Genomic DNA, 22,615 nt, shown 5'->3' on the forward strand with positions numbered 1-22,615 from the left:
TTTATTATTTACCATACAATTAGAGCCTTATTATTTCATCATTTCATGTAGCGGTTAAAATTAACATCGAAATCTGGCCTGATTAAACCATCAGGTATATATAAGCTCAACCAACGCCATTTAGGCGTCAATTAATAAGGTATTTAAAATGTTGAAATATGTACTTCCTCTTTGTGTTCTAGCTTCTGCATCGGTAATGGCAGATGACTTTAATCCATCAATTGTTGCCAGTGACGGCTCTCAAGAGCAGAACCAATTAAGCGTTGATGCAGCAATGAGCTCACTTCAAACTGACACAATTCGCGCTAACGAATTCGACTATGTTTTAGTGACTGACGATAGTGTTACTACACAGTTTGATACTTACTTAGATTCTATCTATCGCCAAACTTACATCACTCAAGAAGAAGCTAAAGAAATGGACCTTAAGCCGGGTTATTCTTTCCACGTGTACGACTTTGATTCTGTTCAAGATCTAGAGAAGAAAATCGCGGAGCGTATCAACCAAGATAAACCGATTTACTTCACTGTTGACTACTATCAACACCCTGTAAACCAGTCAGAACGTACTGAATACACAGCGAAAGTAACGCTATACTAATTTTTGTCCCCGATATTGATTCAATATCGGGGATTTTTTTATCTTTCCTACCTGTTTCCTCATTTCCGCTTTCTATCCTCCACGAATGAAAAGCTTCGTCAGTAGTTCATCGTTCAATTCATCCATTGCCAACCAGTCAACAAGCAAAGGCCTAACTCGGTTATAGTGGTGAAAAAGCGATATCAATTGTGTCAAAGAGTATTGTCTTGGAGTGTGTTAGCTCGAAGGGTTATTAGCTTGAAGAAGTGATGGAACACTTTGAGAAAATAGGAACTTATTAGTGAGGTGTCAGAAAGAGGCATACAAACGTACCTATATTTGCATGCCTAAATTGAGGTTATTGAGATTTGCTTTCTGATATTGGAGCGTTCTTGTTGTCATACACCATACATCCGCTGTCGGGATTACAGTTGACTAAATACACCACTTTTTTACCACAGCCGGACACTCCAACTTGATACTGAGGTACTTCATAACGATAAAGGTCGATCGTTTTTTTGTTTAGTACTGTTGTTTGCACAGTTTGGCAGCTTAGTTCAAACTTCGCACGATTCATTGCCGCTTCCGTTGCCATAGATTGGTTTTCATTTAGAAATTCTTGAGTGCTCGTACAGCCCATCATAAAAATAGACGTTAACGTACTGATTAATAATAATTTAGTCTTCATTTGTTTTCTCTAATTGATTGTGTAATGTATATTTGAGGCGTATTAGAACGCCTCGGTAAAGGTGAGATAAAAACCTTTGTCGTCGTTGCTACCTATCCCCAAATCCACTCGAACGTTCATTCGCGGTTGAATTTCATACCGATAGCCGACGCCGTAGCTATAGAGAAAGTTCGAGTACAGCTCATCCAATGAACTATCGACGGAACCTACTCCAGCCCAAAATGTCACACCGTGCTTAGTCAATTGGTCTTGACCGTCTCTCAGGGTCCATCGATATTCCAATGTGTTTTCGATGGCAATGTTGTCGCGATAGCGACCTTGATAGATGCCTCGCATAGAGTCTTGCCCGCCCAAGGTCGGCATGTCATAAAATGGGACATCACCTTGACTCCATTGGAGCTTATTGAATAACGCTAACACCTTGCCTTTTGACAGGGCGTAGTAGTATCGATAATCCACAGATGCTTTTGAGTAGTCGTTGTCACTGCCAATGAATGAGTTGTAATCGACAAACTCAATTCCAAGGAAACTCCCTTGCCAGGCATTAACCGTTACATCGCGAGTATCGTATTGCACTGTAAAACCTGCACCGATTGAAAATGGCTTATCACGATAAGTTTGGAAGTTGTCATCGTTTAAGGCACTCGTGGGTAAATCATCATTGCTAGGATCGTAGTAGCGAACGCGAAGAACAGGACCTACGTACCAATGTTGATTTGTTCTAAAGGTCAGATTGGCATCGTAGTTAACAAACTTGTAGTCCAACGACATATCATCACTTGCATCGACTACCTTTCCCTTGTCATAGCCTGTTCCCCAGTAGTACTGGCTTTGATTGCCAAAGCTCAGACTACCTACATAACGAATATCGTTATTCTGGAAAAACAAATTCTGTTTCGAACGTAAACCAAAGCCGATACCAGACTCCATCTCGTTACCAATTGCCACGAGACTGACACTAGAACGTTGTAAGTTGTCACTGTCGCGATCGGTGCTAAAAGAATAGAGCCCTCCTAACGCGAGCATAAGCCCTGTTTCCGGCATATAGCCAGGGCCTCCTAATATTGAAACCAGTGGTAATCGATTGGTTTCTATAAATGCCTTTTTTTCTTTTTTCAGCCTTGCTTCTTCCCTCTCAAGCACAGCACAGTTGTTAACACACTCCTTCTGAAGCTGTTGATTGGCATCGATTTTTCTATCAAATTCAGCCAATTGAGCTTCTGCTTTCCGAGTATTTTCAACAAATACTGGTTTAGACAGAGAGACTATTGAACTTTGTTCACCTCGCCCTGTATTGGCGTAGCTCTGACTCAACGGCATCACAAATAAAAAGCAAGAGGCTGCAAAAAAAGAAAGCACCATCCTTGGTGCTTTTTGATTGGTTTTCTTCACTATTGTTGCTCTTCTACAAGCTTAGTGTTGGTATCCTCAGTAGATTCACCTGAGTGGTCATCAGCCAAGAATGTATAAACCGTAGGGACGACAAATAAGGTAAACAGAGTACCTACTGTCATGCCCACAGTAATTACTAGACCGATAGAGAAGCGGCTTTGCGCGCCAGCACCAGCTGCTGTCAGTAGTGGTACGACACCAATTACCATTGCTGCTGTTGTCATCAATACTGGACGTAAACGTTCCGCTGCTGCTTTCTTCACTGCGGCAATCTTATCGCCTGCGAATTCCGGCTGGATTTGGTTCGCAAACTCCACGATCAAAATACCGTGCTTACTGATCAGACCGATAAGCGTTACAAGGCCAACCTCAGTGTAGATATTGAGCGTATCGATACCCAAGTACAAAGGAATCATGGCTCCGAATATCGACAACGGAACACTGGTCAATACGATCAATGGATCTTTGAAACTTTCAAACTGAGCCGCTAGCACCAAATAAATGATAATAAGCGCAAGAGCAAAGGTTGAAACCAAGGAAGCTCCTTCTTGGACGTACTGACGTAATTGACCAGATGAGTCTGTTGCGTACGACGTTGGAAGAATTTGTTTTGCACCTTCCTGCATCACTTCATAAGCTTCACCAATACTAACGCCTGGCATCATCTTCGCTTCGATAGTCGCGCTGTTCAATTGCTGGAACTGATCCACGGCTGATGGCTGCACACTTTGCTTGATATCAATAAGCGTTGATAGCGGAACCATAGTGCCGTTATTTGAGCGCACGTAATATTGGTCGATATCATTCCAAGAACTACGGTCAGAACGTTCTACTTGAGTGATTACCTGATAGCTGCGCTCATCTAATGCGAAATAGTTAATAAAGCCTTCACTCACGTAGCGAGTTAACACATTACCAATTTCTTGCGCGTTCACATTCATCAATGCTGCTTTGTCACGATTAATGGTAATTTCTACCTGAGGCTTATTGAACTCTAAGTCATTCTGAACATAGATAAACTTGCCACTATTGACCGCATACTCTTTCATTTTTTCTGCGTACTGGTAGAGCTCCTCATAGCTTCCTGTCGGCGTTTTCAATACCATTTGGAACGGCAGACCTTGCGATGTACCAGGTAGATCTGGAGGTGAAATAGTAAACACCTGCAATCCAGGGAAATCGACTATGTCATTCTGGAATCTTGTCATGATGTCTTTCACTGACGCTTCACGAGAATCCCAATCTTTAAGTACACCTAATCCGAAGAACTTATTGTCTTTTTGGTAACCATTTACCATCATCGACATTTCAGTTTCAGGATAACTGCTGATCGTTTTATCCAACGCTTGAGTGAAATTGCCAAGGTAGTCGGTATTAGCTTGCGATGGACCTTGACCCATCATGATTACAACACCTTGGTCTTCTTGTGGAGCCAATTCACTCGCAGTGTGAGTAAACATGAACACCAACGACACAAGGAAAGTCAGAACTAATGGCCACACCAACAGACGGTTGTTGAGTACGGTCGTTAGAATGTTTTCATAATGATGTGTAACACCAGAAATAACATTATCAATTTTCTTGACCATTGCGCCTTCTAGAATCTGCTTGTTGAGCATTTTAGAAGTCATCATTGGTGTGAGAGTTAGTGCGATAAATCCAGAGATCAATACAGAACCAGCAAGAGTAAACGCAAACTCTGTAAACAGTTTCCCCGTTAGACCACCCATAAAGCCGATCGGAGCATATACGGCAGCCAACGTAATCGTCATAGCGATGACAGGGCCAGCGATCTCTCGTGCACTTTCAATCGCCGCTTGTACTGGTGTTGCCCCTTCCTCAAGGTGACGGAAGGTGTTTTCTACAACAACGATGGCATCGTCAACAACTAGGGAGATAGCCAATACCATTGCCAGTAGCGTCAACAGGTTGATACTAAAGCCCATAGACATCATCAAGAACAACGAACCGATGAGTGACAATGGAATAGTAACCAAAGGAATGACCATGGCACGCATTGAGCCCAAGAACGCTAAGATGACGATAATTACGATCACCGCAGCCTCTACAAGAGTCTTGGTTACTTCTTCAATCGAGCTATCGATAAATTTCGTTGAGTCATAAACCACTTCCGCTTTCATACCTAGCGGCAAGCTGTCTTTAATCGCTGGAAGAACGTCGTACAGTCCTTTAACAACCGTTAGCGGGTTTGATGTCGAGGTATTGCTGATTGCTGTTGTGATCGAGCTTGTACCGTTAAACAATACACGCGAGTCGTAAGTGTTCGCACCAAGCTCTACCGTTGCTACGTCTTCTAGGTGAATTAATTGACCATTCGCAGCTTTAAGCACCATGTTTTTAAATTCATCAACAGATGATGCATCGGTGTGTGCATTAATATCAATCTCGATATAGTCCGCTTTCAATTTACCCGCAGCACTCACAGAGTTACTTCCCTGGATTGCAGCCTGTACATCGGCAGCCGTTAGACCAAATGCCGCCATTTTGGTTGGGTTCAACCAAATACGCATTGCAAAGTCACTCTGTCCTAGTAGGTCGATCTTTGATACGCCATCTACAGTTGAGAATGTTGGCTTAACCACGCGACTCACATAATCAGAAATCTGTTGTGTTGCCAGGCGGTCACTTGAAAACGAAACATAAAGGATTGGCGACTGTGATGTCGATTTCAAGATGCTCGGATCCTGCGTACCTGCTGGTAAGCGATATTTCACTTGTTGAACCAGCGACAAGATTTCGGTTAGTGCTTTATCCGTTGGATAATCCAGTTTCAGATTCACCGTAATTAAAGACTTACCTAAGCTACTTTCTGATGTCATGTAGTCAATTCCCTCAGCTTGCGCGATTTGAGCCTGCAGAGGTTGGGTAACATAACCCTGGACACTGGTCGAACTTGCGCCTGGATAGGTCGTCGTAACCGTAATCACACCCGTTTCAATTTCTGGGTATTGACGAACCTGAAGCTCCGAAAAAGCTTTGAGCCCCAGCACCAATAACACCAAGCTCAACACTGTTGCTAGAACAGGTCTCTTTATAAATATGTCGGTAAAATTCATAATTTTGCCTATTTATTACTTAAATGTTTTAGGAAACGGAGTTGAGTTATTGATCTTAACCACGGTTCCTTTCTTAAGTTGTTGTTGGTTGGAAGTCACAACGATTTCGCCTCGCTCTAAGCCTGACACAATGCCGACTAAGTCATCTTTGCGGGGGCCAATTTCGACTAACTTCTGCTCGACAACTTGTTGACCATTTTCATTTTTCACGACAAAGACACTGTCGCCATAAAGAGAGTAAGAGATAGCAACTTTTGGTACGGGAACAATCGCAACTTCACTGCCTAACGTTATTTTTGCGTTGATGTACATGCCACTCACAAGTTGGTTTCCATCGCCTTCTACTTCTGCACGCACACTGATGTTGTGTGACTGCTCATCTGATGATGGCTGGATAGCAGAAACAATCGCAGAGAATGTTTTGTCTCCATAGGCATCATTGGTAAAAGTCACCTTTTGTCCTAATGCAAGCTGTGGCTGAAAGTCTTCTGAAACTGAGATATCGATGAAGTTGTCGTTAATACTTTCTAACTCAACAATAAGTGCACCTGGATTGATGTAATCACCAAGATCGATGGTGCGAATACCTAATTTGCCAGCAAACGGGGCTTTGATACTCATAAAGTCAATTTGCGACTTAATGTAAGCAAGGTCTGCCGACTCTGCGTCATATTGAGCTTGCGCTTTATCTACCGAGTTTTTTGCTGTGCTTTTGGTTTTAAGAAGTTTCACCTGACGTTGAAGTTCGATCTTTGCCAATTTCTGCTTTGCAAGTTGGCTACGGTATTTTGCTTGTAGTAATGAGTCATCAAGTTGAACGATAACATCACCCTTATTTACCGTTTGACCGGAATTAAAGTTGATTGCTTTAACCTGACCGGATATTTGACTGGTAACTTCTGTAGATTGTTTAGATGTAATTTGACCTACTGCTTGGATGTTTTGTTCCCAGCTATCTTTTTTAGATGTAATAGCAGTTACAGAAACAGCAGGTGCTTTATACTCGCTGATTTTTTTAGCGATCATATGATTTTTAAAACTATTAAATCCGAAAACAAATAGCAGTATTAATACTACTACAGCTAGGACTATTGATATTGCTTTCTTAGACATAACCTTCACTTAATAATGTTTAACGTTGAGAACACATTTAATCTACCGTGATAGAAAGAGAATTTAATAACTCTTGGATAATCAATGCATAATGTTCAATAAACAAAATATAAACATTAAAAATCAAGAGCTTACAAAAAACAAAGGAAGGATAAAATATAAAACAATGATGGTAATTTCATGTTTTATCAAAGGGGAAAGATTAAAGTATCCGGGTACTTAATTAGGAGTAAGACTATGTCAGAGAAAATGCAACATACAAAACACACCACCTCAGAGAAGATGAAAAGAATCTATGGTGATGTAGAGCACAAACACAATAAAGACCACTTGGAATTTGAAGATAAAGTTAAAACTCATCCTCACCAAAAACATGGTGGTAAAAACGAAGGCCATAAACATTTAGTTAATCACCACTCAGATGGTCATCATGACAAACATCACCATGATAAAAAGCACAGCCACAAAACTTCTTCTAGAACTCATCATAAAACAAGTTCTAAGTAAGAGAATTAATATATCCCTAGCGTAATAACTACGCTTATAAAATAATATTTGGAATCGAAAATGAATCGTAATGACGAAAAACAGCTAGAAACGCTTAGCCCATTTGAAGTAAAAGATACACTGATGAAGCTTGCTGCTGAAAACAAAGATCACGCTATGATAAATGCTGGTCGAGGCAACCCAAACTGGGTAGCGACAGTGCCAAGAGACGCATTTTTCCAGTTAGGTATGTTTGCTCTACAAGAATCTAAAGCAACCTACTCTCAATACCCTGGTTTTGGCGGCATGAGTGAAAAAGACAATATCTCAACGCGCTTTCTGTCATTCTGTGAAGACCATGAACAGAATGAAGGCGTTCGTTTTCTTCTAAATGCATTTAGCTTCTTAACAACTGAACACAAACTTGATGCGGATGAGCTCATCTATGAATGGGTAGAAGGCATTCTGGGCGATAACTACCCTGTACCTGATCGCATGCTTAAAAACTGCGAGTTCATTTCTCGTAAATACATTGAACAAGAGATGGGCAGCAAAGCTGGTTTACCAGACTCTCACTTTGATTTGTTTGCTGTCGAAGGCGGCACTGCTGCGATGGTATATATCTTCAACACATTGAAAACCAACCGTCTTCTAAATAAAGGAGATAACATTGCCATTGGTGCACCAGTGTTTACACCTTATCTAGAAATGCCAGAGCTTGAAGACTACAGCTTAAACAAAGTAGAGATAATGGCGTCAGAAGAGACACAATGGCAAATCCCAGATAGCGAACTAGAAAAGCTTCGTGACCCTAAAATCAAAGCCTTCTTCCTCGTTAACCCAAGTAACCCAGCTTCAGTTAAACTGAGCGATGAAACACTGCAGAAAATTGCAGATATCGCCAATGAGCGCCCAGAGCTGATCGTGCTGACTGATGATGTGTACAGTACGTTCACCGATAACTTCACCTCATTGGCAATGTTAGCACCCAAAAATACTATTCTGGTGTACTCATACTCGAAATACTTCGGTGCAACGGGTTGGCGTTTGGGCGTTATTGCCCTAAATGAAGACAACAATCTTGATAAGATGATCCAGGATCTACCAGAATCTACACGTCAAGAACTGACTCGACGCTATAGTGGTATCAGTCTTGATCCTGCAAATATCAAGTTCATCGACCGACTTGTTGCTGATAGCCGTGCAGTTGCTCTAAACCACACTGCTGGACTGTCTACTCCACAACAAATCCAAATGGCACTGTTTTCTCTGCTTGCTCTACTAGAAGGTGGTAAAGAATACCAAGATAACGCGAAACGCATCGTACGTGCTCGCTATCACACACTCATGGAAAAATCGCTGACTGAGCCAACCATCGCTGAAGACAACAGTAATGGCGCTTTCTATTACGTTGAGATTAATATCCAAGACCTAGCAACATCTGCGTACAGCAGTGATTTCTTTGCCTGGATGCAAGAAGGCTATGAACCGCTAGACTTCCTAGTTCGCCTAGCCGAAGAAAGTAGTATTGTGGTCATGCCTGGTGGTGGTTTTGATGCTCCAGAATGGTCACTACGTGTCTCTCTCGCTAACTTGCCACAGTCGGCTTATGCGACAATTTCAACAGCAATCAATGCCGTTTTAGAAAGCTACTATCAAACTTATTTGAACAATCGATAGTCAATTCTTAGCGCTGAAAGCCTCGTTACAAAAATGTATCGAGGTTTTTTTTGTATTTTCACCAATACTATCCAATACTTCTTTATTAGATACAGTAAGTTATGAATGGTCTATGAAAAATCAAAAAGTACAATTTAAAATAGATGATTGGGTGTTTTATCCATACGAAGACAAGTTCGTTTTACATGGAGAAGATATCGTCATTGATAACAGGCTATCCAAGCTTTTTCACTTCTTATGTGAAAATCCCGACACCGTGTTCTCAAGAGACGAACTTATTAACGAAGTGTGGAACGGGTCAATCCTAACAGACCAAGTTATCACTCAAGCTATTTTTGAGCTAAGGAAGATACTCAAACAGCACGGCAACCACCCATATGGCTACATTGTCACGGTTCCAAAACGTGGATATAAGCTCGATGCGACTGTTGAAAAAGTCATAGAAACACCTCAACCTGTCATCGAAACCACTGATTCTGTCTCTGAAAAAATTGATGTTTTGCGAGACGAGTCGGCACCTGAAACAACCGATATTGTTCTCCCTGAAGCAGGAGCAAGCACGGAAGTCGAAGCCTCAGCGGCTGAGCCAGTACGTCAACGCCCCGCCATGCAAACTGCAACAAAGAAAACTGGTTTTAGGAAGCGCTGGATTGCAACCGCGGCATTACTCGTTATCGGCATAGGTGTGGGTGCAAGCTATCTGCACGTAAAGCAAAATGATCGAGCCGCTGCAAAAGTCATCGAGCCCATTGCCACACCAAGTTACCTATCTCTTGAACCTCGTTATATTCACGTCATTCTTGAAGATGGAGTCCTACGCGATGATCTGAAAGTAGGGTTTACTAAAAAGCTTTTGGAACTGCTTAAAACCTATAAGGATTATCGTGTCATCTATGACGGTCCAGCATCTAAAGTAGCGGCAAATGAACTTAAATTTGCAGCATCCAAACGCGATAACCAAGACTACATTGAAATTGAATACGTGAATCGCATATCTGGCCATAAACATCTTGATCGCAAATATCGAGTTACAGAAGACATGCTGAAGCCGTCTTTGAAAAAGTCGTTAGACGATTTGTTGGATTCATTTAATATCGAAATTGAAAAGTCACTAATCGCGGATTTGGTCGATGAACTTCCTAACGAAGCTGCATCAATTGAGTCAGCTTTGACGTCTATTGGCGCGTCTTATCATGACTATACTCATACCAGAGCCATTGAGCTCATTGAAGAGGCCAAAAAACTTTCGCCAGACAACCCTTACGTTGTCGCTACCGGCTATATTTTTAACGTATCTAGAATGTACCTTGATCCGCCACACAACATGGCACAATATCTAGAGCAGTTAAACACAGAGACTTTGCTGAAGTTTGAACAGTTTGCTAGCGCCAATCAAACTACGCCAAGAGTTCTTGAAGCTAGTGCTATGATGGCGTTGACCAACGATGAACCATTGCAAGCGAAGACCATATTACAAACCATTCCTCATGAACGGCGCACTGTGTTTTTCTATATTTTAAATGCGAAAGCCTCAGAACTAACAGGCAATAGAGACGCGGCTGAAGAGTTCTATTACCACGCTGTCCTAGAGTCCTCAACTATTCAAGTTCTAAATCTATCTGAAGTGTTGTTCTTCAATAGCGACCTTTCCGATATCAAGAAAAAGGTAGAAACAAGCTTAAGCGAGAATGACGCAGTATAAGTCAAAAAGGGCAGCGTGGTTAATACCACACTGCCCTTCTATTTACGGAGGATTTGGAACAATCACTACCATCGATAGGTCAACATAGCCATTACGCTTTTTCGACCTTCACCAATATTAGCCTCAGCGGAGACACCATAGCTTCTCGCTAAGTTCCAGTTAAAGCCAACAATGCCTGACCAATCATTCGTATTGTACTGATCAATGCTGTAACTCAAGCCTTGGATATCTAACGCATCTGTTTCACTTGTTGTACCGGTGTTATTCATATACGAAACACCAATGTATGGACTAAATAGACCCCAGTTTTCAATGTGATAAGACCGTCCTACACGAGGGCTCACAGCAATGGTTTGACTCGATGTACGACCATCATCAGTTTGAGACCATGTATAACTGATTGGTAACACACCAAAGTATTCTCCAAAACCAGCAACAAAGTTCGTCGATATTCCATAGTTCCAACCCTTAAATTCTGGAGAAAAAGATAGAGAGGGTAGGTTGTTCAATGCATTCGATAACTTGTCACCACAGTAGTCATTGAAGCGGTTACACGTCACTTTAGAATTCGCTAACTTGTCAGATAACGTACCAGGGAACACCGAGCCAGGTATTGTTACATTAAGGTCCGTATTACCATCAAAACGCCCTACATGGGCGCCTACTTGCATGAATGGAAATAACCAAGCGGCTGCTCTTAGTTGCAATGTCGCAGTTTTGACATCAGGATTGCCAAAGTCGATTTGGTTTAAATCAACCACATCACCTAATGACACATTGCCTACATTAACATTTAGATTATTAAAGCCAATATTCTGCTCAGTATAAGTAGGAATAATCGACAATGAAAAAGGCAACGGTAAATCAAAGCCCAGGTCAATTGCATTCTGAGCGTAAAATGGAAGCGCATGTTGCCATTTCCTATCGAGCTTTTTCTGTTCTGTTAGCTCTTTAGTTGCTACAACATCACCAGTTCGTGTTGCATTTCTCGCTTCTCTTCGTGCCTGCTTAATATCCTCTCTCGATTGCAACCAAATATCTTCATTATTTGGCATTGTGCTATCCGCATAACTCGGTGAAGAAATAATGGCGAGAAGAAGTGTCGACAATACTGCCTTTTTCATTCTGATTACTCTTATAATGGTTAATATATCGTGATCATGTATGTTATTTAGTACTCACAAATATATTGAAAACTGAGATTAGTTAAGAATTGTGTAACCACGCTCTTTCATACAATTGCGCATAACGGTATCTTTCTCACTTTGGTAATTCGCTTCAGCTTGTTGTTTTTCAGCAGAACTGCCTAATACACCTGTTACTAAACCAATTCCTGCGCCAATTCCTGCGCCTTCTGAACCAGAACCACCACCAATTGCGGCTGCACCAGCACCTAAGGCAGCAGCACGTCCCATATGTTTAATCGTAGTGCGTCCTGTACCTTCAACATTTTGCTGTTGTACTTGGTCACTTAATTGTTGACATTGATACATATCTGCACTGTATTTCTCTTGGTCAATACCTTTTGTATCGATGATTAGATTATCGGCAAATACTTGAGGAGAAATAATTAAACCGATAAGGAGAGTTAGCTTTAGACTTTTCATGTTAATTCCAGCTTTTTGGTTGATTTACAACTACTCTAACTGAAAATTCCGCTACAAAAATCAACGTAAAATAAAGGTTAAATAATAGCTTTTTAAACCTCATAAAAATCATAAATCAGCTAGATAAAACCTCATAAAGAGGCGATAAAATCCCAATAAAAACACATAGTAATCCATTGTTTTACATGTAAAAAATAAAATGTAGCAGAGTCTAATTTATCCATGATTACAAGTGGTAACTCATGACATAAACTTCTCGAAAATTCTAATTCAACAAATACATCGGAGAAGAAATGTCAGCTTCATCATATTTCACCAATGCAGAGTCTAAAGATAGTCTCTCGCACTACTTAGGCTCAATTAGCAAGTATCCATTACTTAGTGAAGAAAAAGAAAGGACACTAGCTAATAAAGTAGTTACAGAAAATTGCTCACAATCGTTAAATGAGCTGATACTGCCTCATTTAAGATATGTTGCTTACATTGCGAAAAATTTCGTTGGCTACGGTATGTCTACTTTAGACATTATTCAAGCCGGCAATGTTGGACTAATAAAAGCAATAAAGAAGTTCAACCCTGCTCGAGGAATTCGATTAGTTTCTTTCGCTATTCACTGGATAAAGTCAGAAATTAACGAATACATAATCAAGAATTGGAGCATGGTAAAAGTTGCAACAACGAAAGAACAGAGAAAATTATTTTTTAACTTGAGAAAGCACAAAAATGATTCTGGCTGGGTAAGTGAAGAACAAGCGAAAGATATTGCGAAGAATCTAAAAGTACGAGTGAGGGATGTATTTGTAATGGATGGACGACTATCTAATAAAGATAAACAGTTAGAAAGTCATAATTATGATGAAGAATTTCACTGCCCATATACTGAAGACAATTATTTTCGCGAGCATCGCGACGATTTCGCAGACAATCATGAAGAAGAAAATTGGAGTAACCACCTATCTTCTGAGCTAAAGATTGCAATACAAAAGTTAGATGAGCGCAGCAAAGATATTATTTTTCATCGATGGCTAACCAACGAAAAAGCCACACTCTCAGAGTTAGCAGACAAGCACCAACTATCCGCTGAGCGAATTCGTCAAATTGAAGTCGCCACGTTAGCAAAGCTAAAGAACCTAATGGGTCACATACCGATGGCTAACGCAGCCTAACACTGTCATTACAACAATATTAACTACCTTTACGGCATTAGAATGAAAAACACATTTAAAATTACACCGCTTATTTTATTAGCCATAGCTAGCTCGGTAAAAGCGGATACTTTGACTGAAATCTACGACTTAGCTAAGCAAAACGATCCTCAGTTACTTAAAGCTTCTGCACAAAGAGACTCTGCCTTTGAAGCCATTAACTCTACTCGAAGTGCACTACTACCTCAGATCGACCTAACAGCAGGCTACGCGTATCAAGATAGCGATCGTCACACAACCGACGGAAGCACCACAGATCTGAGCTTAGGATTGTCCCAATCCATTTATGATCGCAGCAGCTGGATAGCCCTCACTATCTCGGAGAAAAGTGCCCGTGAAGCCGATGCACGCTATGCGTCTACACAGCAACAAGTCATCTATAACGTCGCCGAGGCGTATTTTAATGTATTGCGTGCCGAAGATGACCTGCGGTTTATTCAAGCCGAGAAACAGGCCGTGGCAAAGCAACTAATGCAAACCGAACAGCGTTTTGATGTTGGTATTGCTCCAATCACCGATGTACAAGATGCACGAGCGCAATATGACAGTGTTCTAGCTCAGGAAATCCAAGCCAAAAACAATGTCGAGAACGAATATGAAGAGTTGCGAGCCATTACAGGACAGCAAGCGAGTAATTTGGCTGTGTTAGATACTGCTCGATTCTCTACTTCGTTACCAAGTAAAAACGCTGATCAGCTCGTCGCACAGGCGACAAATGAGAACTTAGATCTTTTGGCAAATCGCATTCAAAAAGATGTTGCCAAGGAACAGATCTCTCTCGCTCAATCTGGCCATCTACCGACTATTTCACTGACATCGAACTATAGCTATACAAAAAACTATAACGAACCTAATGACCCAGTGACGGGTGCACAAATGGATGACGATGAAAACCTATTTAACCTAGGAATTTCGATCGATTTACCAGTGTACTCTGGTGGACGCATCACATCTGAAGCCAAGCAGGCTGAATATCAATTTGTTTCTGCGAGCCAAGATTTGGAATCGACGTTCAGAGAAGTACAGAAAGATGTTCGAGCCATTAATAATAATATTCGTTCTTCCATCGGTTCTATCCAAGCCTATAAACAGTCAGTTATCTCCGCGGAATCAGCCCTTACCGCCACTCAAGAAGGCTTTAATGTTGGCACCCGCACTATCGTCGATGTTCTAGAGAGCACTCAGAACGTCTATCAAGCAAATAAAAACCTGTCTGACGCACGCTACCAATACATTTTATCGCAAGTGCAGCTCAAACAAGCGATAGGAACTTTGAGCGAGCAAGATATCGTAGACATCAATGCTGGACTAAAGAAGGTCAACTAACGCAGTTCCTTCATCAATTACGCCCATCCATTGACTGGTATGGGCATGTTTTCTACAAGGAACATGAACAAAACTTCGGATTAACAATGAAAATAACAAGTAAAAACGTGCAGCTCCCACCTAAAACGACATCACTTATTGCAGATAAATATCAACACTTAGTGGACCGTAATTTAGACCTACTCTTTAGTCGTTGTGAGGTCGTCTTTCATAATGGTTTTGGCGATTATGAGGTGTCGTTAAAGGTGCACTTAGAAACACAATCTTTCTATGTCCTTCGCACTGATTTGCTACTCGATAATGCTATTGAAGACGCTTTTCTGTCGCTATATTACAAAATCGAAAAATATGAAAACAAGTTAGCCGCTAAACAGTTTTTTCGTTCTAACCTTCAGAAAATTCTACGATTTTTGAGTAGCAGCAAGGCGAGGCGTTCAGCAAAAATTACTTACTAACGTTGGGTTGGATTATGCAAGAAAGATGGATGTAAATGAGCTGGGTGGTTTATGGATAGGAAAAGTCGGCATTATTGGATTGATGTTTCCGATAGCCTCGCATCCTGCGAGGCCGATGATCGACTTAGCTGCCAATTAAGTTGAATAAACTCGCATCATATGCCGCTAACATCTTTTCAAACAGTCCAATCGGGACTGCGTAGTAGACTAACGTATTCTTGGACAATACAGCAATTGCATTACCATCACATTCATTCAATACTTCAGTGGGCTCACTGTTCATTCTTTTAGTACACGTGCAGTAATCACCTAAGATTATATGTTCATCAACGCCCACTTCGCTCGACATATCTTTACCTCTTTACATTGTATTTAGAGCAATTGTTCTAATAATTTTCTCAATACATTTAACTTCATGATAGTTAATGTTTTTCCACAAATGACTGCCATTTTGAGAACTCTACCAAACCAACGCCGAATGATGTCTCCATAAGCATAAGACAGATGACATGCTGCTTTTCCACATGGCTGAAGTCGACAGAAGCAAGAACAGGCGTTGATCAGTGGCTCACCGCATTTTTATCAATGAGTTAAAACATGCGGCAAATTAAACCTAAGAAACGAGCAACACATCTAAACCTGCTACGCTTCGCATGCTTCTTTCTAACGTTCCTTCCATATTGACCACACTATGATGCTTGCCCAGTATAATCAGATCAGCGTCCACAATTTCGATTACAGCATGCATCTCCCGGCTAACATCACCGTTTTTTATGTAGATATTTTCCTTCGAGATCGGGTAGGCACTCACGATAAATTCCAGCTCCTTTGTATCGTGTTTTTGCTCAAGTTCAGCAACAAACTCTCTATAAATATCTCCCCAGTATGCTAAAGAATATGGGTTGTATTCCACATTTGGGTGAACGTAAACCAGACTGATTGTCGCTCCTAAGCTAAATGCTAGGTCAGTGGCATTTTTGATGAGCTCAGCGTCACTATGCTCGAAGTCTATCGCTAAAAGTATATTTTTGTATTTCATATTACCTCAAGAATTTTCAATCTATTGATTGGTGAATTTTTAATCCAAACATTCTTTAAGTTAATACGAGGAAGAATCTAATAAATAAGATAGCGATAATATCCCGATAGTATTTCCACTGGAAAGAACTGTTTTTTTAATAAAACCTAAAAAACCAAAACAAAAGCTAAACGCTCATCAACAAGACCACATAACCAACTGTTTTAAAATGAATATTTTTAATTTATACAGTGTTTACCTACTAATGATTTAGAGGTAAGCGGTTTGTTTTAATATTTTGCCTCACCTAAAAACACTAATACTCACGTATCTATTTTAATGGGAAATATAAATGCAAATCACATCTATGCACGTTGATATCACTCCATCTATGAAAACACTTATCGAAGAGAAGTTTGCTCATATTCAAGGGCACTTTCATTCTATCGATCAAGAAAAATGCCATATTATCTATCATGAGAGTTATCGTCTGTTCGAAGTTGAGCTTACTGTACATCTCGATCATGAACAGTTCTTCACCAAAAAGTCTAACGCGACATTCGCAATTGCTCTGCAAGAAGCGACCCAAGCAGTTTTACACTCATTAGAAAAACATAAGACTAAGCTGTCTGCTAAACATCAGAACCATCACCACAACGAACCAATGTAACGGTCTGCCAATGATAGAAAAATACCAAACATATCATTGCAACCTGTGTGGCAATGAAGTCGAAGTGACATGTGTTGGCGGTGGTCAATTGACGTGTTGCCAGCAGTCAATGCAAGTGAAAGAGATGGATAGCGTCTCTATCTATCTTAAGAAAGCCTTTGAAGGCGAGGCAGTGGCGTTTACGAAGTATAACTTATACTCGAAGCTCGCGCGAAAGTCAGGCTATCACCATATCGCTGATCAGCTTGCACATATTGCCGCCAATGAACTGGTACACGCCAAACTTCATTTCAAACATATAGAACAACGCACGTTAGGAGCTCGCTTAACCGATATTGCCGCTGCGTTAAAAGACAGCATCGATGGCGAAAGTTTTGAATCTGTCGCGTTTTATCCTGAGTTGTCTGAACTCTGCAACTCGCACGGTGATTCAGTAGTCGCGGATCACTTTCTTAATATAGGGGCGATTGAGAAAACGCATGATGAGCGTTTATCTAATTTACTCTATCGACTTGAGTCAGGTTTTGAATTCGAGAGCCTAATACCAACTGAATGGATTTGTGAAAAGTGTGGTCACACACACATCAGCCCCAAGGCATTCGATGAGTGTCCCGTTTGTCACCATGATAAAACTTATCAAAGACGAATGGCGGAAACTAGCCACCGGATTGCGATTTTATAGCCAGGAGTAATTTTGAGTAAACGTATAAAAAAACTCGTTTTTGAGGGAGTCGTAGGCTTGTTTTCTCTGGTTACGATTTTGGCTTATGCCGCAAACGCTCAGCCAGAAAACACTGGTGAAGTGACACTTTCACAGCCAATTGCTACAGCTAGTTTTGAGTCTACTATGACGTGTTCAGAGTTCCTCGAATTAGACTACGACCTGATGCCTGTAACGTTAGGTTACCTAGTTGCATGGAATCATAAATCCAATAGTGAAGTGCAAGTGTTCGATATCACTCAATTAGATGCTATTGAAATTGATGAAATCGTCGACCAATGCCACAAAGCTCCTGCTGCACGAGTACACAAAGTTGTCGCAAAGCAGCTCGCTGATGCTAAATCGGAACAAATCGAAAAATTACTATAGGTATCAATGATGAATAATTCTAACGTTGTCGCAATTGCACACACACATCTGGATGCAAAACATATTGTAACCACCTTAGTCGACCAGGGATTTCCTATAGAGTGCATATCTATCATTGGGAAGGGCTATGAAACGGAAGAGCACGCTACCGGTTTCTACAACACAGGCGACCGCGTCAAAAACTGGGGGAAAACAGGTGCCTTCTGGGGCGGGATTTGGGGCGCACTTGTGGGCTCTGGCTTATTTTGGTTACCGGGTATCGGGGCGGTTGTTGCCGCTGGCCCCATTGTGGCTGCTGTTGCAGGTGCTGTTGAAGGCGCTGCAATAACAGGTGGAGTAACAGCCATCGGTGGAGCATTAGCCAGTATTGGTATTCCAAAAGACACCATTGTCAAATATGAAACCGCCATCAAAACTGACAAGTACTTAGTCGTATTCGATGGTGAAAGTGAACAACTAAAAAAAGCACGCAACTTTGTCCAAAACCACAAAGGCAGCACACTTTAATCCAATCGGCACATGGATGTGCACTTCCTATATATTAGCTATAGTCCTTTGATATGTTTCATTTTATTTTTTTGTTATTTAAATTATAAATGACTTACCGCCATTTAATGCCTTTGCTCTATGACAAAGTTACACTCTCTCCCGTACTGAAACGGGTTGAGAACCATCATTAGGTAGCCGTGATTTCTACTTAATGATGGTTTGACACCTTTCTAACTGAAGTCACAATTTTACTCCAACCATACCCACTGCATTATCAACTACTAGCCTTTTCTGATGTTAGTGCTATCATCGCTAACGATGACACCTAACCAAACACTATCTGGAGGAATTTGATGATTGTAATGCGTACCCACTTGGTAAAGTTGGTTTAATAAAGCGAATTAATTAGCAAACAACACTCTCATTTCGTTTAGAAATCGATCATACTTTACCCGGTGTTCCTTTACCGGGGTCCTAGTGCACCCGCACACACTTACATCGGTAAGTACCTGACCCTATTTAAAATTGCATATTTTGTGTATTTTTAGGTACTAACAATGAGTTCTATTTTTACCCATCCAATCTCAATTAACGAACTTGGTTGGAAAACATTTTTTCAACAGCAACTGACATTAGAAGAATACGACGGTATCGTCCTAGGGCGCGTCATTGCGCATCATCGCAGCGGATATGTTGTCTGTACGGAACAACAAGAGTTCCATCTAGAACATCACATTCATTATCCTCAGATGACGGTTGGTGACTGGATTTTACTCGATGAACAACATCGATTTCTTCGCCTTCTTGATCGCCGTTCTTTGTTCAGTCGCAAAGCGCCTGGTTCAAAAGTAGATGAGCAATTCATTGCCGCCAACGTAGACACGGTTTTTATTGTTTGTTCGCTCAATTACGACTTCAATCTAAGTCGGATAGAGCGTTACCTCACTCTGGTGAATGAAGCGAGATCCGAAGCGGTTATCGTGCTAACCAAAGCAGATCTCTGTAACGATGTAGATGACAAGCGACAACAAGTACAAGCGCTTGACCCATTCTTGATCATAGAAACTGTGAACGCACTGGATAGCGGTACGTTACAAGGATTGCGCTCTTGGTGTGGCAAAGGACAAACCGTTGCCTTCATGGGCTCATCTGGCGTAGGTAAATCCACCTTGGTGAACAGCCTGATGGACGACCAAGCACAGGCAACAGGGTCAATTCGTGAGGATGATAGCAAAGGTCGTCATACTACGACGTCTCGCTCGATGCACAAGATGCCAGAAGGCGGTTTGTTACTCGATACCCCTGGAATGAGGGAAATTCAGCTAACCTCGAGTGAAGAGGGATTAGCAGAAACGTTTAGTGACGTTGAACTTTTGGTCGAGCAGTGTCGATTTAGTGATTGCCAACACACCAATGAACCCGGCTGCGCGGTGCGTAAAGCACTTGAGAATGGAGATATCGACGCAAGGCGCGTAGATAACTACTTTAAACTCATGCGAGAACAAGCTAGAAACAGCGCTTCATTAGCGGAGAAAAGAAGTAACGACAAACAACTTGGCAAGTTTTATCGTTCTGTTCAAAGCGAGAGTCGACATCGTAAAAAAGGCTATTAGCATTAGTCATTTAACGTTGTAAATATGAATCAAAAGACCGCTTTTACGCGGTCTTTTTTTGATAGAGCTTTACGATACACTTTCTAATTTCATATCAGTAATACACGTATTATCCATAATACTTGTTCCTATCACTTTGGTTGCTTTCTTGCCTTTATAGTTCACTATAATCTCAAGGTGTTCTCGGTCCCTAGGTAACCATAAGTCAATGAATCCGTTAGGATTGGTTTTAGCCATTTTGAATAAGAGCTGCCGATGACTATCCTTATCATAAACGGTGACGCCCATTTTCTCGTTTTGCAACTCACCTGTACAACCCGTCGGTAAGTGCATATCACAAGGGTGCATTTTGTTTAGATAAGGTGCAATTGAGACTAGGAACTCCTTCTCAAGTGGCACTGCCCCAAGACTGCCATCTTTGAACTGTCCAACAATCTTTGTTGGTTTCACTTGAATAGAAGCTTCACCAGTACGAAACATAGCATTCGCCTCGTCTAGCGCTTCATGAGGTGTCAGTTTGGAAAACTCTGAACCTTGACTCGCAAACACACCAAAACTCGCTAGCATTGAAGCAACTAAGATTAATCTACGCATCGTATTCACCCAAAGAAGTAAGCAAGAGCGAATACAACCACACCAATGATTGCGATGTATTTAAGTGCAGTGCCCATACTTGCTCCGCCGCCTGCTGGCGCTTTATTACAACATCCCATGATGTTCCCCTTCTGTCGTTAGCCTACGAACCAAACTAACCTTTACCCTAAGGGGAGGGTCAACAGAGAATATTGATAAAAAATCATATAAAACAACCCAGTATCTGATAAACGATATTCCATTTATGATCATTTCGAATGGATTGGCTGTAGAACTGGGCAGATGAGACACACAACAGTCCCTCTAGAATTTTCATTATCACGCTGATGTTTTGAATACTGCGTTGTACAAAAACATCAATCTGGTAACATTTATCAAAACAATAAACTATAAATTGCAACAAATACCACAAATTTTATCTAAAAATAAATTATATGTAGACACATTAATTTGCATGGATAATATAAAACGCGCAAACACACTTTTTTACAAAATAAAGCCGACCAATCTTCGTCGAAAACTCTTATCTAAACGAATAGGAGTCGTCAAACGACATTAGGTCCGGCACCACTTATACAGGGATAAAAAATGCAAAGTTCTAGCTTGTTAGCTCGCTATGCCAATGGCAACCTGGTTCTCCAGATCCTAGCGGGTATCGTTTTTGGTGTTATCCTCGCACTCGCTTCTCCTTCAACTGCTCAAAGCTTCGGAATGCTTGGTAGCCTGTTTGTCGGAGCATTGAAAGCTGTTGCCCCAATTTTAGTCTTCATTCTTGTTGCAGCTTCTATTGCTAATCAAAAGAAAAACCAAACCACTCACATGCGCCCAATCGTGGTGTTGTATCTAATTGGTACTTTCTCCGCATCATTGACAGCGGTATTACTAAGTTTCCTTTTCCCAACGGAGCTCACCCTCGTTGCTGGTGCAGAAGGTGCAACACCACCTCAAGGTATTGCAGAAGTCCTTCACACGTTGTTGTTTAAGCTTGTAGATAACCCGGTCAGTGCGTTAATGAACGCGAACTATATTGGTATTCTAGCTTGGGCAATTGGTCTGGGTTTAGCACTACACCACGCATCTGATACGACAAAAGCAGTGTTCGAAGACCTGAGTCATGGTGTTTCACAGATCGTGCGCTTTATTATCCGCCTAGCGCCATTTGGTATCTTTGGTCTTGTAGCTAATACATTTGCAACAACGGGCTTTTCGGCACTTGCTGGTTACGCGCAACTACTATTCGTTCTACTTACCGCAATGGCGATCATTGCCCTTGTTGTGAACCCAATCATCGTTTATGTAAAAACCAAAGAGAATCCATATCCACTTGTATTCCAATGCCTTCGTGAAAGTGGTGTAACGGCTTTCTTCACTCGTTCAAGTGCGGCAAACATTCCAGTCAACATGACGCTCTGTGAAAAATTAGACCTAGATGAAGATACCTATTCAGTCTCTATTCCACTAGGTGCAACCATTAACATGGCTGGTGCTGCGATTACAATTACTGTGCTAACACTAGCAGCGGTTCATACTATGGGCATTGAAATTGATATCCTGACAGCATTGCTACTGAGTATTGTTGCTGCAGTATCAGCATGCGGCGCATCAGGCGTGGCAGGTGGTTCTCTACTGCTAATCCCTCTAGCATGTGGTCTATTCGGTATTTCGAACGATGTGGCGATGCAAGTGGTTGCTGTTGGTTTTATTATCGGCGTGATTCAGGATTCAGCAGAAACAGCACTGAACAGCTCAACAGACGTAGTGTTCACTGCGGCGGTTTGTAAAGCAGAGCAGAACAAATTGAGCTAACATTGTACTCAAACAAAAACAAAG

Annotated in this window: 22 protein-coding genes; 13 read left to right on the forward strand and 9 right to left on the reverse strand. The window is 41.3% G+C overall.

Annotation, left to right across the window (positions count from 1 at the left end; genetic code table 11):
* Window positions 1-148: 148 nt before the first annotated feature.
* Window positions 149-601 (forward strand): DUF2536 family protein, encoded by a 453-nt coding sequence (locus MMA19_RS06345; RefSeq protein ID WP_006070219.1) that lies wholly within the window; start codon window positions 149-151, stop codon window positions 599-601.
* Between the two features lie 337 nt (window positions 602-938).
* Here MMA19_RS06345 and MMA19_RS06350 read toward each other — a convergent pair whose 3' ends face one another.
* From MMA19_RS06350 to MMA19_RS06365, 4 genes are read right to left on the reverse strand one after another with little or no spacing between them, the layout of a single operon-like run.
* Entirely contained in the window at window positions 939-1,268 is a 330-nt protein-coding gene (locus tag MMA19_RS06350; RefSeq protein ID WP_006070220.1) for a hypothetical protein, read from the reverse strand.
* 42 nt (window positions 1,269-1,310) lie between these two features.
* Window positions 1,311-2,660, reverse strand: a complete 1,350-nt coding sequence (locus MMA19_RS06355; protein ID WP_240205797.1) for a BamA/TamA family outer membrane protein — start codon at window positions 2,658-2,660, stop codon at window positions 1,311-1,313.
* Window positions 2,660-5,737, reverse strand: coding sequence for an efflux RND transporter permease subunit (locus MMA19_RS06360; RefSeq protein ID WP_240205798.1), 3,078 nt, complete (start codon window positions 5,735-5,737; stop codon window positions 2,660-2,662). Before MMA19_RS06360 ends, MMA19_RS06355 begins: the two co-directional genes overlap by 1 nt.
* A 15-nt stretch (window positions 5,738-5,752) precedes the next feature.
* Window positions 5,753-6,850, reverse strand: coding sequence for an efflux RND transporter periplasmic adaptor subunit (locus MMA19_RS06365; RefSeq protein ID WP_038221943.1), 1,098 nt, complete (start codon window positions 6,848-6,850; stop codon window positions 5,753-5,755).
* A 237-nt stretch (window positions 6,851-7,087) separates the two neighbouring features.
* Between MMA19_RS06365 and MMA19_RS06370 the strand changes: the two genes are divergently transcribed.
* From MMA19_RS06370 to MMA19_RS06380, 3 genes are all read left to right on the forward strand, one after another.
* A complete protein-coding gene (locus MMA19_RS06370; RefSeq protein WP_006070224.1) occupies window positions 7,088-7,357 on the forward strand; it encodes a hypothetical protein in 270 nt (89 codons plus the stop codon).
* A 60-nt stretch (window positions 7,358-7,417) separates the two neighbouring features.
* Window positions 7,418-9,016 (forward strand): bifunctional aspartate transaminase/aspartate 4-decarboxylase, encoded by a 1,599-nt coding sequence (locus MMA19_RS06375; RefSeq protein ID WP_240205799.1) that lies wholly within the window; start codon window positions 7,418-7,420, stop codon window positions 9,014-9,016.
* A gap of 112 nt (window positions 9,017-9,128) precedes the next feature.
* On the forward strand, window positions 9,129-10,718 hold the full coding sequence (locus MMA19_RS06380; RefSeq protein ID WP_006070226.1) for a winged helix-turn-helix domain-containing protein: 1,590 nt from the start codon (window positions 9,129-9,131) through the stop codon (window positions 10,716-10,718).
* 65 nt (window positions 10,719-10,783) lie between these two features.
* Here MMA19_RS06380 and MMA19_RS06385 read toward each other — a convergent pair whose 3' ends face one another.
* Together MMA19_RS06385 and MMA19_RS06390 are read right to left on the reverse strand one after the other, a co-directional pair.
* Window positions 10,784-11,842, reverse strand: coding sequence for a hypothetical protein (locus MMA19_RS06385; RefSeq protein ID WP_006070227.1), 1,059 nt, complete (start codon window positions 11,840-11,842; stop codon window positions 10,784-10,786).
* A gap of 78 nt (window positions 11,843-11,920) precedes the next feature.
* A complete protein-coding gene (locus MMA19_RS06390; RefSeq protein ID WP_006070228.1) occupies window positions 11,921-12,325 on the reverse strand; it encodes a hypothetical protein in 405 nt (134 codons plus the stop codon).
* A 293-nt stretch (window positions 12,326-12,618) separates the two neighbouring features.
* On the opposite strand from MMA19_RS06390, the gene MMA19_RS06395 reads away from it, so the two are divergent.
* The 3 genes from MMA19_RS06395 (at window position 12,619) to MMA19_RS06405 (ending at window position 15,311) form a co-directional block, all read left to right on the forward strand.
* On the forward strand, window positions 12,619-13,491 hold the full coding sequence (locus MMA19_RS06395; protein WP_006070229.1) for an RNA polymerase factor sigma-32: 873 nt from the start codon (window positions 12,619-12,621) through the stop codon (window positions 13,489-13,491).
* 42 nt (window positions 13,492-13,533) lie between these two features.
* Entirely contained in the window at window positions 13,534-14,856 is a 1,323-nt protein-coding gene (gene tolC / locus MMA19_RS06400) for an outer membrane channel protein TolC (protein ID WP_006070230.1), read from the forward strand.
* An 86-nt stretch (window positions 14,857-14,942) separates the two neighbouring features.
* Window positions 14,943-15,311, forward strand: coding sequence for a hypothetical protein (locus MMA19_RS06405; protein ID WP_240205800.1), 369 nt, complete (start codon window positions 14,943-14,945; stop codon window positions 15,309-15,311).
* Window positions 15,312-15,435: 124 nt separating this feature from the next.
* On the opposite strand, the gene MMA19_RS06410 is transcribed toward MMA19_RS06405, so the two are convergent.
* Together MMA19_RS06410 and MMA19_RS06415 are read right to left on the reverse strand one after the other, a co-directional pair.
* On the reverse strand, window positions 15,436-15,660 hold the full coding sequence (locus MMA19_RS06410; protein WP_006070232.1) for a hypothetical protein: 225 nt from the start codon (window positions 15,658-15,660) through the stop codon (window positions 15,436-15,438).
* Window positions 15,661-15,924: 264 nt separating this feature from the next.
* Window positions 15,925-16,350, reverse strand: a complete 426-nt coding sequence (locus tag MMA19_RS06415) for a universal stress protein (protein ID WP_006070233.1) — start codon at window positions 16,348-16,350, stop codon at window positions 15,925-15,927.
* 331 nt (window positions 16,351-16,681) lie between these two features.
* On the opposite strand from MMA19_RS06415, the gene MMA19_RS06420 reads away from it, so the two are divergent.
* The 5 genes from MMA19_RS06420 (at window position 16,682) to rsgA (ending at window position 20,191) form a co-directional block, all read left to right on the forward strand.
* Entirely contained in the window at window positions 16,682-16,999 is a 318-nt protein-coding gene (locus tag MMA19_RS06420; RefSeq protein WP_038230859.1) for an HPF/RaiA family ribosome-associated protein, read from the forward strand.
* Between the two features lie 10 nt (window positions 17,000-17,009).
* Window positions 17,010-17,681, forward strand: coding sequence for a ferritin family protein (locus MMA19_RS06425; RefSeq protein WP_006070235.1), 672 nt, complete (start codon window positions 17,010-17,012; stop codon window positions 17,679-17,681).
* A 12-nt stretch (window positions 17,682-17,693) separates the two neighbouring features.
* Window positions 17,694-18,089, forward strand: coding sequence for an HdeA/HdeB family chaperone (locus MMA19_RS06430; protein ID WP_038221944.1), 396 nt, complete (start codon window positions 17,694-17,696; stop codon window positions 18,087-18,089).
* 9 nt (window positions 18,090-18,098) lie between these two features.
* Window positions 18,099-18,596 (forward strand): DUF1269 domain-containing protein, encoded by a 498-nt coding sequence (locus MMA19_RS06435; protein ID WP_038230861.1) that lies wholly within the window; start codon window positions 18,099-18,101, stop codon window positions 18,594-18,596.
* Window positions 18,597-19,135: 539 nt separating this feature from the next.
* Complete coding sequence (gene rsgA, locus MMA19_RS06440; RefSeq protein ID WP_006070238.1) at window positions 19,136-20,191, forward strand: ribosome small subunit-dependent GTPase A; 1,056 nt, start codon at window positions 19,136-19,138, stop codon at window positions 20,189-20,191.
* A 69-nt stretch (window positions 20,192-20,260) separates the two neighbouring features.
* Here rsgA and MMA19_RS06445 read toward each other — a convergent pair whose 3' ends face one another.
* Window positions 20,261-20,785 carry a CueP family metal-binding protein gene (locus MMA19_RS06445; protein WP_006070239.1) on the reverse strand — a complete coding sequence of 175 codons (525 nt, stop codon included), beginning with the start codon at window positions 20,783-20,785 and terminating at the stop codon, window positions 20,261-20,263.
* Window positions 20,786-21,373: 588 nt separating this feature from the next.
* Between MMA19_RS06445 and sstT the strand changes: the two genes are divergently transcribed.
* Window positions 21,374-22,591 (forward strand): serine/threonine transporter SstT, encoded by a 1,218-nt coding sequence (sstT, locus tag MMA19_RS06450; protein ID WP_006070241.1) that lies wholly within the window; start codon window positions 21,374-21,376, stop codon window positions 22,589-22,591.
* The last annotated feature ends 24 nt before the right edge of the window (window positions 22,592-22,615 follow it).

The organism is Vibrio sp. CyArs1 (assembly GCF_022432925.1).
Taxonomy (GTDB): domain Bacteria; phylum Pseudomonadota; class Gammaproteobacteria; order Enterobacterales; family Vibrionaceae; genus Vibrio; species Vibrio mediterranei.